This window comes from Acidianus brierleyi, assembly GCF_003201835.2.
In the GTDB taxonomy this organism is placed as follows: Archaea; Thermoproteota; Thermoprotei_A; order Sulfolobales; family Sulfolobaceae; genus Aramenus; species Aramenus brierleyi.
Map to the genome: position 1 here is coordinate 620,370 of NZ_CP029289.2, position 14,375 is coordinate 634,744.

Sequence of the window (14,375 nt, forward strand, 5' to 3'; positions counted from 1 at the left end):
TTTGAGTGTTTTTTTGACTGTTAGTTCTTTTCCTGTTCCTTTCTTCTTGTTTTATACTCCTTTTGCGCGTGAAATATTTCTTGTTGTTCAATTTCTGGGTATTCCTTTCCTCTTCTTGCTTTTCTTTTTTCTTTCTGGTAAGGATTACGTTATCGCTTTATTAGTTGGATATTTTATAATGCTCGTGATCTTCTATTTCTTTCCTAATATTTTTGATTTTTCTATTCTTGCTTCAATAGGTCTTGGATTGTTTGTTTCTGTAATACCTAGTTGTACTTCAAGGTTGAGTAAGGTATTGTGGGGTATATCTTCACTTTACTTTATAATGATGATGGTTAATGCTTATTTTTCATTACAATTTTATCCACTATTTATTATACCGAGTATAATAGCTTCTGGAATAGAAATAATGAATTTGAGATAATTTATCATTTAATATGTTTTTTATCATTTTTAAGCATGAGGTTATTTATTTGTGTAGATATTTTACGAATCATCTGAGCTAACATACAGACCTATATTATTTATTATTTGTTCCTCAGTTAGATTTTCATAACTTTCTCCTGATATGAAAGCCACTACTTCCTTATCTTTATGTGTTAAGTGAACTCCTACGGCGATTTTCACGAACAACACTCCTAAACAAGAAGACAAGCTTTACAAGAGTAAAACTTTTATAAAGAGAACAAGAAAATAACACAAGCCGAAAGTGGGCATGGGGATAAAACCCCGTTGGATAGGCTGGCTATACGTCCCCCGCGATCTAACATGTGGGACAATATCCCGAGTAGGAGTGTGCAAAAATTTAAGGGGACGTTCTCATACTTACTCTACACTATCTCCTAACAAAATTAACAATATAACGCGTATTATTATAGAAAAATTCAAGAATTAGAAAAAGAGTATTACACATGGAAAGGAAGATAAAGCCTAAAGTATTTGCAATAGATGTGGGGGAATCAAGACTTGTTGCAACCAAGATGGAGATAAACAACAACACAGTAAAAGAAGCTGATACGAGAGAATTCAAATACAACGAGGAAGGACTCAAAGAACTTATAAAATTCCTAGAAGGATACGAAGAAGGAATAATGGAAGCAACAGGAGTATACTTCTACCACGTATACAACGTACTGAGAGACAAGGGACTAAAAGTAAACGTGATAAACCCTGTCCAAACAGTTGAAGTCCTAGGCAAGAAGACAGACAAGAACGACTCCATAAGACTCGCAATAGCCTACGCTGCAGGCACAGTAAAAGGATCGTACATACCAACGGGAGAAATGCAAGAACTAAGAGAAATGACAAGACACAGAGAAGGACTAGTAGAGAGAAAGACACAAGTAAAGAACGAGATAAGGAAAGTTCTAGAAACAGCAGGATACAAGCTACCTCCCTTCGAAAAGAAGACAAAGGAAATAGTGAGAAAACTAGCCACTGATGAGAAGCTAACTGACGAAGAGATCAAGGAGTACTCCAAATTATTGGGAAGAAAATTAACTAGAATAGAAGCGTTCATCCTAAAACAACTCCTGGACCTACTGAACATTATAGAAGAACAAATCAAGGAAGTGGAGAACGAGATAATGAAGTTCCTACCCGAGGAAGCAGTAGAGTTGACTAAGATACCCGGAATAGGCCCAATCTCTGCAGCCACAATTTACGCTGAGCTTGGAGACGTGAGCAGGTTTGAGTCTTCGAAACAAGCTGCTTCTTATGCTGGAGTTTCTCCAAGGACTAAGCAGAGCGGGAAGACCGAATTTCACAACGGTCTCATCAAGGGGAATAAGCACTTATCCCGCGTTCTATTCCTTGTTGCAAGGTCCGCTAAGAACACGACCCAATTTAATGGCTTCTATCAAGCCTTGTTGAAGAGGACAAGCAATTCCAAAAAGGCTACATTAGCCTTGGCCAACAAGATATGTAGGATAGTTTATCACGTACTCAAGGATGGGGAATACAAGGGTGAGACTAAGAAGACTAGGTATAGGGGAGGAGGTGGTGAAGGCCCTCAAGTTGACCCCAATCAAGTAGTTCCTTCGGCTCTTCAAGCTATCGCCTAGCCATGTTAGAGGCAAAGCATGTGGAGCCTATCCATCTCCTACCTAACGGATGGAGTCTTCCGCCCCCTTTGAACCCTATATAGATTAATTAGTTGGGGAGAGTAATACTCTCCAACTGGGAAACATGGTCGACCCTTTGACTGAAGCAAAGTCTTCGAACGGGGGCGTGACAAACCCCTACCATCGGACTGAACATTGTGATAATATGCACGGATATAGGTGTGATAAAGAGGTAGGGATCCTAGGAATAGACATATCAAAAGATCATCTAGTAACGAGTGAGGGGAGGGTCTACGAGAACAACAAGAAGGGTTATGAAGAAATACTAAAAGTGAAACTAAACACAATAGTGGTCGAACCGACAGGAGCATACTCAATAAAACCATGTCAATACTTCAAGGAAAAAGGGATCAAGATACTACAAGTAAGCCCAAATATACTATGGAAGGAGAAGGACTTGAGAGGAAAGAAAACAGATTTTTACGACGCACAAAAACTAATAAACATGGCAAACAAGGCAAAGGAGTACAACTACAACCCATTGAAAGAACTAGTAACACTATACGTCTTCCTAAAAGACCTTGAAGTAAAGTACAAGAACAGGGTAAAAAGAGCACTATTCCTAGTCAGTGACGAGGAAAAAATAAGCAAGGAAATGCTTGAAGAATTCTCTAAAGGAAACTTCAAAATACAATTATACAACTTGGAACAAAGATCGTACTTGAAGAAATCGAAGTATTATCTAAAGCACTACTGGAAACAAGCGAGAAAATAAAAGAAGTAGAGAAAATGATACAATCACAGTCTGAAAATCACGTTCTATTAACTATACCGGGAATAGGAAAACTTTCTTCGGGAATAATAATAGGCATTGTTGGGGACATTAAACGCTTTCCTAACCCTGAGTCCTTCGTAGCCTACTGTGGTTTAGACCCAATAGTTGAGAGGAGCGGTAAAGCTACTGTAAGTAAGGGAATATCGAAGAAGGGTAATAAGTACTTGCGCAGCTTGTTCTACTTCCTCGCTGAGATGAATTACTCTCGTAATCCTACATTACTAGAATTTTACGAGAACCATAAGGAAAAGTTGAAGGGAAAGAAGTTGTCTGCTTTAGCCAGGAAATTGGCTAGAATAGTTTGGAGTGTTTGGTATAATAATAAGCCTTATGAGCCTAAGTGACCATAAATCGCCACGTGGATTGAAAGGTACACGTGGCAATCTTAGTTGACATTATGCTTGAAGTTCAACCGAAATATTTATTACTGAACGCCCTTGTTAAATAAATCTGTACTTGAGTATTATTTAGTGTAAGTTCTACTGTTTTTCCATCCTTGAATTGCAGTATAATGTAAAGTTGCTTGAATCCAGTTGGTTTTATCCCTATTGTATATTCTCCATTATTATGAATTTTTAAATTAAATTTTATTTTAAATGAGAACGAGTAAGATGAGTTGGTTTTAGATATTATAGAGACATTAGATCCGTTCAATTGAGTTATAACTTGACCATGGGTACCAGGGTGTAAAACTGTATATAATTCTATACCTAGGATTACGTTAGTGATAAGAGTAATTACAACTAATGCTACTATCAAATTTTGCTTCATGTATAATACTTTCTATTTCAGATGGATTAAAAAGGAATTCTAGTGGAACACTACTTGAAACGCTAGTATTTCGGGTAAGTTTTAGTCTTATATAAGTTGTTAAGACTTATTTATAGCAGTTTTTCATAGATATAACGCATTAAAAACTATCTGTTCTAAGAATCAAATCATGAATCAAAATTAGGGAATTCTGACTCATAAGTCTCATAAGAATAGAGAAAAGATACTCAAGGCTCTTATCGATTGGAATTTTCAAATTTAAACTTCCTAAGAAAGATTTTAAATAAGTCTAACTCTTCCATTTTCTAATGGATGATAAATTTTGGAGACTATTGTTAGCTAGGGGATTTATTAGATTATCCTCTATGATGTTCGCTATATTCTTTATGTGGAGATTAATTACGCAATATAATTCAATTTTCATTGTTAGTTTAATTCCTGCACTCTCAATAGTAGGTTATGTTATTGTTTCTATTCCTGAAGGCTATATTTTAGATAAATTTGATAGACCTAAGATTTTGTTTTTATCGTCAGTAATTCTGCTGATAATTTATATTCCTCTACTCTTTTACTCATCACTTCTATTAATTTATGTAATTGATCTTTTATCGTCAGTTTTTTTCTTTATATCTGGAGATATTTTTTATACTTTAATAAAAGACATTGTAGAAAAGGAGAAGCTTTCAGAAGCAATGTCCTTTAATGTTATAAGCAGATCTATTTTTGAAATAGTTGGAATATCATTAGGAGGAATTTCTGCTGCCTTTTTTCCTTACCTATTTCCTTACCTATTAGTCTTCATTTCTTTATTAACTTTGATAATAAGCTACTCTATTTCATCTAATATAAAGACAGTTGCAATAGAGAAAAAGAAAGAGGAAAAAACTGAGGAATTAAATTACTCACATGTAATTAAGTTAATAAAATATATGCTGCCTGCGTTATTGATAAGTCTTGTTATTAATGGAATATTTGTAGCTTTGGACGTTTTTGCTTCAGGAATATTTTATGATATTCTTCACTCTGGCGCATTAGGATATACGGCTTTTATTTTAGCTTTTTCTTTAGGCACGCTTCTAGGAGGAACTATAGGGAATAGATTCTCAGAGAAGTTGTTAAACGCAAGATCATTTGCTCTGATTATAGCAAGTTTCTCGTTAGTTTTTTACTTAATAGTTCTAGTAGATTTTTCTCCATATATTGAACCTCTGTACACTCTAATTTTGGGAATAGGTGTCTCGTTGATAGATATTCCTTTAGAAGCCCTTATAACTAAGATAATTCCTAGTAAGATATTTGGAAGGACGAATTCTTTAATAATGATTTTTATAAATGGCTCTTCTCCAATTTTAGCAGTAGTTTATGGCTTTATATCCAATTTTTTTAGTATTAAAATTATATTTATAACGCTAGGTAGTTTGATGCTAATAATATCAATTCCAGCGTTTTTTATTTATAGGAAATTGGTTAGGACTAGAGAGGAAGACATAAAAAAGGTATTACAACTTTAGATATAATGAACTTAATATAAACAATTATTTTTCTAAAATTATATAATTTATAATATTTTTCATGTTGTCAAAATATTATCAGATTGGGCTAAATGAGATTTTCCATATACAAGTTAGTCACGTAATAACATGTGTCTAATCACGGAAGGAATTATATGGAAATTTTATATCGCCTATTCTATAATAGAAGATTAATGAAGTATGTGTTGGTTGCCTTGCTTTTGCTATCTTTCTTTTCACTAGGTTTAGTTCATGGTTCTAGTTTAGTTCTATATTATAATGGGACTATTATTGCTCATATAGAGGGGGAGAAATATTTTAATTTTGTTGGAGAAAATGTTTCTAATTTAATTGTATATGGAACAAAATATAATTTGACGTCTGACAGCATATATTTCTATAATGATAGTAATGTAACTCTTAAGTATAACGCTTTGTTAAAGAAGGGAGTAATATATGTTAATGAACCATATAATTTGCAAATTAATATATTTCTGCCTAATAATTTTAGTGTAAATTACATAAATCCTACCCCTACTTCTTTTCAAATTATAGGAAAATACTATGATATAACATTTAATTCTTCAAATGTAACTATACTATATAGTACAAATCTTGTAGTATCTAGAAATAATAACATAAATTTCTCATATATTATAATAAGCATTATGATAGCTACTAATACAATTTTTGGCTTTCTAATCTATAAGGTAAGAAGATCGGAAAGCAATCAGAAAACGCCGTTGTTATATTTTTCTTATTTGACTGCAACAGAAAACTTGGGTAGAAATGGGAAAAGGAATAGCTATAGCAACACTAGTAGTAAGCATAGTAGCCGCAATAATAATATTCTCTATATTCCCGCCGAATCCAATTAACATCCTGCTGGGGATCACTTTAGGTTTAATGATATCTATAGCGATCTATGCTAAAGAGAACTATGATGAGTTTTAAGGCATTCTACTTTTTCATTTTATTTACTATCGTGAGTGGAAAAGAAAGAAGTTGGAAGAAAAAGCAATCCAGGTGCTTTTCTGCTTTTATTGTGTAAAAAAGCCCTTCTTTCTCTTCATAAAAAGTTATACATAGTCAAACATTTACCCGAGGTACTCTGGACTCTCGAAGCTAAATAATAAATTTTAGAAGATGACATATTTTCTCCATGACTAAAACTAATTAAGAGTTATACAACCAGGTGATAGGTAATATAGCTCTTTATTCTACGGCATACATTCTTTCTCGTCATGGATGGAATGTGCTGCCTACTTCTAGAAATACAAGAGGCGTTGATATTGTAATATATAGTCAGGATGGAACGAAAATGCATACTATTCAAGTTAAGGGACTATTTAAACGAAATCCGGTTCCCTTCGGGTCGAATTTGAATAATCTAATTGCAGAATTTTATGTTATAGTTTTGTTGAATGAACTTAAGAGTGAACCGTGGGCTTTTGTACTTAAGAAAGAGAATATAATTGAGAAATTAGTAAAGAGGGATAAGAATAGAAAAGTAAGCTATTGGCTTAACGATATGAAGTTTTTATCAGAATTTAAGGATAAATGGGATATTATAGGTTACGGATATTAAATAAATTTTTATAGTAATCTTTATTTTTAGAATATTTCTTGATTAGATTCGAGCAGACTTTATCATTTGTACAGTTCACAAATTGCATAGGTAATGTATTCTTAAATAGCCATAGAGGGCATGAATAATCCTTTTTAGCTCTTCGTACATTATTAAAATCATGGCAAAGAATAAACAAGAAGAAAACGGCAGAATTACCGTACCGGGTATAATTGCTGAAGAGGAAAAGGGAAATAGTGAAGTTCATGAAGTGCCTCCTGTAATAGGAAGCGAAATGCAACCGGAGAGGGCTAAAAGTGATTTGATAGCAACTCGTCAAGCTACCTTACCTCAAACTCCTTACGTAAGGATTGAAAGGATAAAAAAGAAATATGTAATGCTATTGAAATAATATCCAATGATTATAATTTTTTAATTAATTTAAGTAGTAAAATAAGCTCGTCGATTAAGAAAATTTTACTACCCGAACTATACGAAATATCGTATAATACGTATGTTTTAAAATATCCTGTGAATTCAGATAAAGAGTTTGCTGATATTCTAAAACTCGTATTAGAAGTGGCTAAAAACGAGAATATAAGAATTGAGGGAAAGAACCGTTGGAAGGAATTTTTAGAGAACTATGAAGAAGCGCAAAAAAGTAAAAGAAAGAAAAATTACGAAGAGTTAGCTGTATGATATCTCGTTAATTTGAATTTGCTGCTAAATTAACTATACTGATGGTTTTTATGGAGTAGTTGGCTGCATTGATTTACTAAGAATTCTTCAACCTCATTTTCTTTTAGGAGTGTTATTTTATACTTGCTCTTGTTGTAATCTACATAAATAACATCTGGTTTGCTGTCAATCCCGAAATATTGAAGAAATCTTTCCCAGACCTCTTTAGGTGGTTCCTCTACAAGATAGAGTTTCCAATCGCATGCTATAATAGACTTACTATAAGGACCAAGCAAGCTACTTGGACTATAAGTGAAAACTATCTTAACTTTATACTCTTTAAGTATCTTCTGTAATTTATCTATATTCTCCTTTATTCTCTTCTTCTTATTGTTAAAGAGATTGAATAAATCTATACGCCTCCTCCAAACTCACGGGCTTTATAATTATGGTATCTAGCGTGTCTGGGTCAAATAATCTCGTTTCGGGGTTGTAATGCTTCTTTATTCCGTATATTGCAAATTTTTCTATGTTATATGTCTTCTTAAGTTCTTCAGAAAGAGGTGGTAAAAATTGAGAAAAACCTCCAATTCTTATATCTTATCTCTTCAATATTCAAAACACCTATTCTCGAAATAAACTGTGTAAATGGTATGTCATGTAAGACTTTTGATAACCTATGCGGTATCCTATTATAATCGCTTAACAATGCTAATTTTAATATTACTAAATCCTTTTTCAACAATTCGTTCCACAAAACAGTCCCATATTTAAATTCTAAGATTCTAAATGGCCTTAAGTATTCTACAAATACTTTTTTATATTCCACAAATATAGTTGAATGCATTACGATTTAAATATTCCTTAAACTTGTATTGACCTCAAATAAATACTAATAACCCCTACTGGGAGTTTGATCTGCAAAAATAGCTAGAGTTTGGGTCCATAGTACTTTGTTTATTTTAATGTGTAAAAGCTTCTTTACCTCTTCATACTAGAACCGTATAGCTTTACTGAAGAACTAAATTATCTAAGGAGCTTCTTACAGCTCTGGTCGGCTATGAGCCTATATTTATCATCGAACTGACAGAGGACGAATTTCGGTATTAACTCTAAGCCTTTATCAGTAGTAAAGTTGAATCCTACTTCTCTAGCTATTTCCACAGCGGATTTGAAACGACGTTGATAGCTGCTCAGTTTCGCTCTTGGGCCGCATTTAACCTCAACAAAATAGTAATACATTCCAGAAGGGTAATACGCTTCTACGTCGTAACCGTGTTGATCCCTAGCTATTATTTTAAAACCTTTGCTTCTCAAAACGCACTCAACATAACTCTCACAGTCATGCATCTTCATCAAGTAACTCTCACATGGGTCATGCATCTTCAGAATTACCTCATGTTATTATACTTACTAATTTTAAATTATTATTTTATTACTCTTCTAGTTATCTAACTTCTTAAACTCCCCAGTTTACTGAGAAAAAGTTTGTTTATTTGCGTGCATTCTAACAAGTATTGCAGTACCCTGGAGTTTAGTCTTTTCTAAAAACGCTCTTGCAATCTTCTCGTGCTCATCACTCCTTACAATTATGATAAATACGTGTTTCTTGTCCATAATCTCATTCTCATTTTGGAGAAACATGCTTAATTTAAGGACTTCCTTATCTTCTAAAATGGTTAATTTATCTCCAGGTTTTAAATCAACAAAGATCTTTTCCATAACTATTAAATGAAAAGGAGAAAAATAAAGCAGAGTGAATGCCGAAATTATTTTTCCTTAATCCTCCAGTAGGACTTAATCTTAATCTTTAAAACTCTAATTCTCATGTTAAGCATTGCCTCAACTATGTCACCGCTAGGGATTTCAACCTTTTTAGTAATGTCGATTCTAACGAAATAATCCCTAAACTCGTTTTCAGTTTCCTCAAAATACATCATGTAATTACTTATTTCCCTATCTTGTTCATCTAACTCTGTTACTCCAGTTTCATAATAATTTTGAGTAATATATTCGTATTATCTTGTTGCAGTTTCCTCATCGTCAATCTCAGCAGTAAATTCTTCATGATTCTTTATCGTCAAAATGATCTCAAAGTAGTAAGTCCTTTTCAGGAATTTTTTGTCCTCTGTATTCCATATTTCTGTTATCCATTCTAATCTATGTTTATCAAGTATTTAAATATTTCTGTTTACGTATTTTATGTAAAATTACACCGTATATTTTAGATAGAAAACATTAACAAAAATATTTATAAGGAGAGAACGAGAATATAACGTATGAAGGTTAAAATAACATCAGAAAAAGAGTTCAGAGAATATGTAAAAAGGAAGGGGTACATAATTAGGGGTGCTTACGGGGAAAAGGCGGATATAAGCGAGGCTTTGAAAGTATTGATAAGGTCACTTACTGAAGACCAGCTCAAGGTAATTAAAGGGTTGAAGGTAGAGGGTAATAAGGAAGTTGAGGTAAGCAGTGAAGTTATTGAGGAGATGAAGAAGAAAGGGATAAATGAGGAGGATATTCCGAAAATAGTTAGGGTAGCTATCGATAGTGACCTTCTTCTAGAGAGGCCTCCAGAGTTGGTAGACCTTCTAAAGAAGAAGATGACCAGGGAGGAAGTTATTGATTTTTATAAGAAATACGGATATACGGAGAAGGCAGTAAATAAGATGGTTGATAAGGCTATAGAGAAGGGTGATGTTGAAGAGGTTATTGAGTTTGTAAAGGATAAAGACGTTGGAGGAAAGGCTGGTGAAATACTTAGGGTAATTAAGGATCACGGAAAAATAGGTAGGAAGGAATTAAGGGGAATAGTAGGAAGAGAAGGTTTAAGCGGTTTGTTAAATTACCTAAAGAAAGAGGGAGCAATTAAGATTTACTTGGAAAGTGAGTTACTGGATAAGCTGTAAAAGTATAAGGAAAACGATCCTAAAAATTGAGTATATTCCAATTTAGCTATTTATATCTAATAAAAAGTATATACGATAATATACTTGCTTATCTATATAGATTTTATGTGCTATATTAATATAGTTTAATATATAGTGATATATAGAATTTTAATAAAATAGAGATAATCTTTATAAACAACTATTAAAAATACAAGACAATGAAACCTTTCTACTTTTTAGACAATTTAAAATGGAATACTTTCATGACTAAAAATACAATAATTACTGGAATGGGAGTTTTTACCGTAGGCTATGAAGGAACAGCAATATCTTTAACCCTCTTAATTACGTTATCTTCACTTCACGTTAGTAGTAGTGAAAAACCTCTATTTGAAGGCCTTTTAGTTTCGACTGGATATATTGGTATGGTAATAGGAGGCTTAATATTTGGCATATTATCTAACAAAGGTCGGAAGAAATATTATGGAATAGATGTTCTCCTTATGGGAATAGGATCTATTCTTCAATTTTTTGTTAATAATTCCTATGAACTTTTCTTATTAAGAACAATAATAGGAATAGGCGTAGGTGCAGATTTTGTACTTTCACCAGTAATTATAGCAGAAAATTTTAATGCATTAGATAGAGGAAAGGCAATTGCAATAGGAAGAGTGATAATGATAACTCTTGGCGATATTGCTGCATCTTTAGTTTTTCTTTCTCTACTTTTGTCACACGTCTCTACATCCTTGTTATGGAGAATAACCTTATCCTTAGGAGTTATACCTGCGTTAAGCGTATTTTATTTTAGAAGAAGATTGCCGGATACCGTAAGGTATATAGGTAGAATAAAAGGGGATATAAACGAGCTTAAGAATGCTGTAATTAAGATAACTGGAAGAAATGAAGTAAACGTAAACGTAACAATAGATAGGACTCCTGCATTCGTATATTTTAGAAGAAACTGGAAGTTCTTCTTAACTTCTGCACTTCTTTGGGCACTACTAGATCTTAATATAGGCATAAAGGAATTCGGTCCAACTTTAATAGCTAGGCAAATAGGAATTACAGACCCCGCAGTATATAAGATAATTACAGATTTAGCGTTTGCCTTGCCTGGAGCATTTTTAGGTATAATATTAATTGACAGAAGCAGGAAAATCACTCAGTCAATTTCTTTAATTTCACTAATTATAGTATTAACATCTTTTGTGGCATTAAGAGGAATTTTACCAGACGTGTTTCTATTTCTTATAATCTCTAGTTACTATTTTGTTTATAATATTGGTGCTCATCCTATTATAGGTACTGGATTGCCTGCTATAGAACTATCACCTACCAAGGTTAGGAGTTTCGTTCAGGGAATAGTTGTAGCAACTGCAAAATCTGGAGGAGCAATAGGTACTTTATTATTTCCAATATTGTTCCACAAATACGGGCTTATAGGTGCTTTATTGCCATCAATAGCCATATATCTTATTATGCTAGCCCTATTCACATTAGTGCTACCAGAAACAGGCAGAAAGTCTCTTGAAGAGACGTCAAGAGAAATAGAAAGTGAAGAGAAAATAAAGTAAAGGAAGAAACAAGAAAAGATTACATATCATATATTGATAATGTAAAACACATTAACCCTAATATTGAGGAAACACTTCAACCTACAAAGATAAAGCTAAAGAATTAGAAGAATAAGCTATTAATAATTAACTATTTATTTCTCTAATATAATTTATCTTTTGAATAAAAACTAAATTTCTTATTTAAGAATATTTAATAAATTAGTGATTCCTACAACTATTATAGTTGTTTAAGAAATTTAACATAGTATTTATATTATACTGTGTATGTGAGATTTTGGCATATTTAGTATTAGTAAATTAAAATATATCTTACCCTTTAAAGTCTAAGGAATCATATTATCTTAATTTAAATAAATTTAATCGTACTCTGCTTGTTGCTAGCCTTCTGCAGAGCTGTTATTGCTTTCTTAAGTCCCTCCTCTACTTTCTTAAGTCCCTCCTCTACATCATTTAAGGAATTCAATGCTGCTTGTAAGGCTGTATAAGCAGAAACAAGCTCCGGTGGCGCTAAAGTCTCAAAATATCCTTCTAATTGCTTCCTAATCTCTATACAAGCAGTATCTAAGTCTTCATCTGTCACTTTCCTATTGAGCTCAACTAGAAGGAATCCCTCGCTCTTAGCGGTCTCCCTAGCTTGATCGTTTAGAGATGAGACTACCAGAACTTTCAAATGCGGAAGCTTCTTTAGGCTGTTCACTCTGCCTACTTCCTGATCAACTGTTGGCCTATCTACAGGTCTATCTAAGTTCTTACAAGAGGCGTAGATCTCAAGACCTCCTTTAATGGCCTTTACGTCTACCTCCACGTCTTGTCCTGCCCTATTTTTTCATATACGTTAGTCCTGACGTCGAAGCCTAGAAGCTTAAAAGCGTAAGCAGTAGCCGCCTCTAAGGGATCTCTAACGCCCATAAAGGTATTCCTAATGTCTTCCGAGGAGCATACAACTGGAAGTAGGGGTTGTGGGACTGAAGTAATAGTCTCATTGACTCCAGTGGAACTATATCTATAACCACTTACATCTTGGAGCGGGGTCTCATCGTTTTCTTTCAGTGGTGGAGTTGTAGTATCGGTTTTGTATTTTAGGAATTCCTGTAGTAAGTTTACGAAGTCATCAGTAAACATGGGAGCAGGAAAAGCATACATAAAGTCTTGCTTTCCATTAATATTGCACTCGAATATGATATCTAGACCTTTTATTGCATATCTCCAACTGTCAGGCTTTGGTACGTCTGGCTTTAGATCTTCATCTAAAACAAATATAGTTCCAACATGAGTTGTAAATCTCACAACATTAAAAGCGTGCTGCTTCGTTTTAACAAAGGTTAAGAGCTGACTTAATGCTTGCTTAATGTCCATTATTTCGCTCGTAGAACTAGTACTTAGTATTTTGTAGATCATGGATCTAACAAACTCTATGTAAGCTTTTTTCAACTTCTCGTAGTTTTCTAGTTCATATTTCACTAAGTTATTTGCAATATTTGTATTATACACAAATGATTGACATGTTTGCCTTATAATCTGTTCTGGGGCACTATTAAAGAAATAATTGATCTTTTGAGGATTTGCACCACTAAGGTAAGTAATTTCATCACTAGTTAGAAGTACAAAGATACTATTTTTTATGTCTTGCCAGATACGTATTCTACTATCTGCATCACAATAAAAAATATTCTTATATTCACAAGCTGTACTAAAGATTATGACCTGAATAATAGCTATATATTCCATATAGTTAACGTAATCTATAAGATAATCGTATTTCTCTTGACTCATGAGTAACAAATATTTTTAGCAAATTTTAAATTTTTCTATCTTAAATTCATTATATTGAAATCTATTTTTGTTGCACTGCAGGGGCTTAGTACACTCCAATCGATATTTAAGTATTGTATAACTTACCGTTTAACACAGGTACTTTCATTAAGTTTTTGTCTCATTATTTCCCATTTATACTGTCAAAATGAATAAGAACTTTATGAGACTATTAATATGCACTATTTCTAAAAAGCTCCTAAGCCATAACTCATTTTAGTTTATGCGTCTCATGATGGCTTTTCTTTTTTTCTTAAATAATTTTAGGTGGTAAATATAAATAGTCACTCTTAGTTTCTATTAGATTTAGTATCCATTTCAGGTTTACAGGGTAAAATTTTGTTACGTCAACGCCTAATGTAAATAGGTTAGATAATGAAACGAGTGTGAAACTTCCAAAGGATTATCGGCTTAATGATAGAGATTTGTTAGTATTAAAAGCAATAAAAGATGGTAAAATAATTTTATCTGAAATTATGAAATATACTAATTTACCTAAAACTACTGCATATAGGAGAGTAAAGAAATTGGTTAGTCTTGGTTATGTAAAAGAAGTTAAAAAAGAAGGGAAAATATTCTATATCGCCAATGAGGAAAACCAATAACTCTAGACGTTCCACATTGTTCCGCTACTTGTTCCTTTAATATAGGAATAGACAATTAG

The 14,375-nt window shown here is 33.0% G+C and carries 18 protein-coding genes and 1 pseudogene; 11 read left to right on the forward strand and 8 right to left on the reverse strand.

Going from position 1 to position 14,375, the window contains the following annotated elements; translation table 11 throughout:
* Positions 1 to 13: 13 nt before the first annotated feature.
* Complete coding sequence (locus DFR85_RS19015; protein ID WP_162582601.1) at positions 14 to 424, forward strand: hypothetical protein; 411 nt, start codon at positions 14 to 16, stop codon at positions 422 to 424.
* Between the two features lie 62 nt (positions 425 to 486).
* On the opposite strand, the gene DFR85_RS19020 is transcribed toward DFR85_RS19015, so the two are convergent.
* Positions 487 to 627: a long-chain fatty acid--CoA ligase gene (locus tag DFR85_RS19020; protein WP_162582603.1), complete on the reverse strand. Its 141-nt coding sequence runs from the start codon at positions 625 to 627 to the stop codon at positions 487 to 489.
* A 284-nt stretch (positions 628 to 911) separates the two neighbouring features.
* Between DFR85_RS19020 and DFR85_RS19025 the strand changes: the two genes are divergently transcribed.
* Positions 912 to 2,063, forward strand: a complete 1,152-nt coding sequence (locus DFR85_RS19025) for an IS110 family RNA-guided transposase (protein WP_110269653.1) — start codon at positions 912 to 914, stop codon at positions 2,061 to 2,063.
* Positions 2,064 to 2,187: 124 nt separating this feature from the next.
* Positions 2,188 to 3,242: pseudogene (locus DFR85_RS19030) on the forward strand (IS110 family RNA-guided transposase).
* Positions 3,243 to 3,306: 64 nt separating this feature from the next.
* On the opposite strand, the gene DFR85_RS19035 reads toward DFR85_RS19030, so the two are convergent.
* On the reverse strand, positions 3,307 to 3,669 hold the full coding sequence (locus DFR85_RS19035) for a hypothetical protein (protein WP_110269654.1): 363 nt from the start codon (positions 3,667 to 3,669) through the stop codon (positions 3,307 to 3,309).
* Between the two features lie 308 nt (positions 3,670 to 3,977).
* Between DFR85_RS19035 and DFR85_RS19040 the strand changes: the two genes are divergently transcribed.
* The 5 genes from DFR85_RS19040 (at position 3,978) to DFR85_RS19060 (ending at position 7,446) form a co-directional block, all read left to right on the forward strand.
* Positions 3,978 to 5,180, forward strand: a complete 1,203-nt coding sequence (locus tag DFR85_RS19040; RefSeq protein ID WP_110269655.1) for an MFS transporter — start codon at positions 3,978 to 3,980, stop codon at positions 5,178 to 5,180.
* Positions 5,181 to 5,374: 194 nt separating this feature from the next.
* Positions 5,375 to 6,058, forward strand: a complete 684-nt coding sequence (locus DFR85_RS19045; RefSeq protein WP_162582605.1) for a hypothetical protein — start codon at positions 5,375 to 5,377, stop codon at positions 6,056 to 6,058.
* Between the two features lie 317 nt (positions 6,059 to 6,375).
* Positions 6,376 to 6,768 (forward strand): hypothetical protein, encoded by a 393-nt coding sequence (locus tag DFR85_RS19050; RefSeq protein ID WP_110269656.1) that lies wholly within the window; start codon positions 6,376 to 6,378, stop codon positions 6,766 to 6,768.
* Between the two features lie 160 nt (positions 6,769 to 6,928).
* On the forward strand, positions 6,929 to 7,159 hold the full coding sequence (locus DFR85_RS19055) for a hypothetical protein (protein WP_110269657.1): 231 nt from the start codon (positions 6,929 to 6,931) through the stop codon (positions 7,157 to 7,159).
* 119 nt (positions 7,160 to 7,278) lie between these two features.
* Positions 7,279 to 7,446: a hypothetical protein gene (locus tag DFR85_RS19060; RefSeq protein ID WP_162582607.1), complete on the forward strand. Its 168-nt coding sequence runs from the start codon at positions 7,279 to 7,281 to the stop codon at positions 7,444 to 7,446.
* A gap of 532 nt (positions 7,447 to 7,978) precedes the next feature.
* Here DFR85_RS19060 and DFR85_RS19065 read toward each other — a convergent pair.
* The 4 genes from DFR85_RS19065 to DFR85_RS19080 form a co-directional block, all read right to left on the reverse strand.
* The gene (locus DFR85_RS19065; protein WP_110269659.1) at positions 7,979 to 8,254 is read right to left on the reverse strand and encodes a hypothetical protein; all 276 of its coding nucleotides are present in this window, start codon (positions 8,252 to 8,254) and stop codon (positions 7,979 to 7,981) included.
* A gap of 197 nt (positions 8,255 to 8,451) precedes the next feature.
* Positions 8,452 to 8,781: a hypothetical protein gene (locus DFR85_RS19070; protein WP_246252986.1), complete on the reverse strand. Its 330-nt coding sequence runs from the start codon at positions 8,779 to 8,781 to the stop codon at positions 8,452 to 8,454.
* Between the two features lie 117 nt (positions 8,782 to 8,898).
* Complete coding sequence (locus DFR85_RS19075) at positions 8,899 to 9,147, reverse strand: hypothetical protein (protein WP_110269661.1); 249 nt, start codon at positions 9,145 to 9,147, stop codon at positions 8,899 to 8,901.
* Between the two features lie 47 nt (positions 9,148 to 9,194).
* Positions 9,195 to 9,365 carry a hypothetical protein gene (locus DFR85_RS19080; RefSeq protein WP_162582610.1) on the reverse strand — a complete coding sequence of 57 codons (171 nt, stop codon included), beginning with the start codon at positions 9,363 to 9,365 and terminating at the stop codon, positions 9,195 to 9,197.
* Positions 9,366 to 9,704: 339 nt separating this feature from the next.
* Between DFR85_RS19080 and DFR85_RS19085 the strand changes: the two genes are divergently transcribed.
* Together DFR85_RS19085 and DFR85_RS19090 are read left to right on the forward strand one after the other, a co-directional pair.
* The gene (locus tag DFR85_RS19085) at positions 9,705 to 10,337 is read left to right on the forward strand and encodes a hypothetical protein (protein WP_110269662.1); all 633 of its coding nucleotides are present in this window, start codon (positions 9,705 to 9,707) and stop codon (positions 10,335 to 10,337) included.
* Positions 10,338 to 10,537: 200 nt separating this feature from the next.
* Positions 10,538 to 11,896, forward strand: a complete 1,359-nt coding sequence (locus tag DFR85_RS19090) for an MFS transporter (protein ID WP_110269663.1) — start codon at positions 10,538 to 10,540, stop codon at positions 11,894 to 11,896.
* Positions 11,897 to 12,245: 349 nt separating this feature from the next.
* On the opposite strand, the gene DFR85_RS19095 is transcribed toward DFR85_RS19090, so the two are convergent.
* Together DFR85_RS19095 and DFR85_RS19100 are read right to left on the reverse strand one after the other, a co-directional pair.
* On the reverse strand, positions 12,246 to 12,704 hold the full coding sequence (locus DFR85_RS19095; RefSeq protein WP_110269664.1) for a hypothetical protein: 459 nt from the start codon (positions 12,702 to 12,704) through the stop codon (positions 12,246 to 12,248).
* Entirely contained in the window at positions 12,695 to 13,672 is a 978-nt protein-coding gene (locus tag DFR85_RS19100) for a hypothetical protein (RefSeq protein WP_110269665.1), read from the reverse strand. Before DFR85_RS19100 ends, DFR85_RS19095 begins: the two co-directional genes overlap by 10 nt.
* Before the next feature lie 425 nt (positions 13,673 to 14,097).
* Here DFR85_RS19100 and DFR85_RS19105 point away from each other — a divergent pair, with 425 nt between their 5' ends.
* Positions 14,098 to 14,316, forward strand: a complete 219-nt coding sequence (locus DFR85_RS19105; protein WP_110269666.1) for a helix-turn-helix transcriptional regulator — start codon at positions 14,098 to 14,100, stop codon at positions 14,314 to 14,316.
* The last annotated feature ends 59 nt before the right edge of the window (positions 14,317 to 14,375 follow it).

Excerpts from the sequence above, each read along its gene's own strand:
- DFR85_RS19025 (WP_110269653.1), top strand. The coding sequence starts at position 912 with ATGGAAAGGAAGATAAAGCCTAAAGTATTTGCAATAGATGTGGGGGAA.
- DFR85_RS19035 (WP_110269654.1), bottom strand. The coding sequence starts at position 3,669 with ATGAAGCAAAATTTGATAGTAGCATTAGTTGTAATTACTCTTATCACT.
- DFR85_RS19040 (WP_110269655.1), top strand. The coding sequence starts at position 3,978 with ATGGATGATAAATTTTGGAGACTATTGTTAGCTAGGGGATTTATTAGA.
- DFR85_RS19045 (WP_162582605.1), top strand. The coding sequence starts at position 5,375 with ATGAAGTATGTGTTGGTTGCCTTGCTTTTGCTATCTTTCTTTTCACTA.
- DFR85_RS19055 (WP_110269657.1), top strand. The coding sequence starts at position 6,929 with ATGGCAAAGAATAAACAAGAAGAAAACGGCAGAATTACCGTACCGGGT.
- DFR85_RS19070 (WP_246252986.1), bottom strand. The coding sequence starts at position 8,781 with ATGAAGATGCATGACTGTGAGAGTTATGTTGAGTGCGTTTTGAGAAGC.
- DFR85_RS19075 (WP_110269661.1), bottom strand. The coding sequence starts at position 9,147 with ATGGAAAAGATCTTTGTTGATTTAAAACCTGGAGATAAATTAACCATT.
- DFR85_RS19080 (WP_162582610.1), bottom strand. The coding sequence starts at position 9,365 with ATGATGTATTTTGAGGAAACTGAAAACGAGTTTAGGGATTATTTCGTT.
- DFR85_RS19085 (WP_110269662.1), top strand. The coding sequence starts at position 9,705 with ATGAAGGTTAAAATAACATCAGAAAAAGAGTTCAGAGAATATGTAAAA.
- DFR85_RS19090 (WP_110269663.1), top strand. The coding sequence starts at position 10,538 with ATGAAACCTTTCTACTTTTTAGACAATTTAAAATGGAATACTTTCATG.
- DFR85_RS19100 (WP_110269665.1), bottom strand. The coding sequence starts at position 13,672 with ATGAGTCAAGAGAAATACGATTATCTTATAGATTACGTTAACTATATG.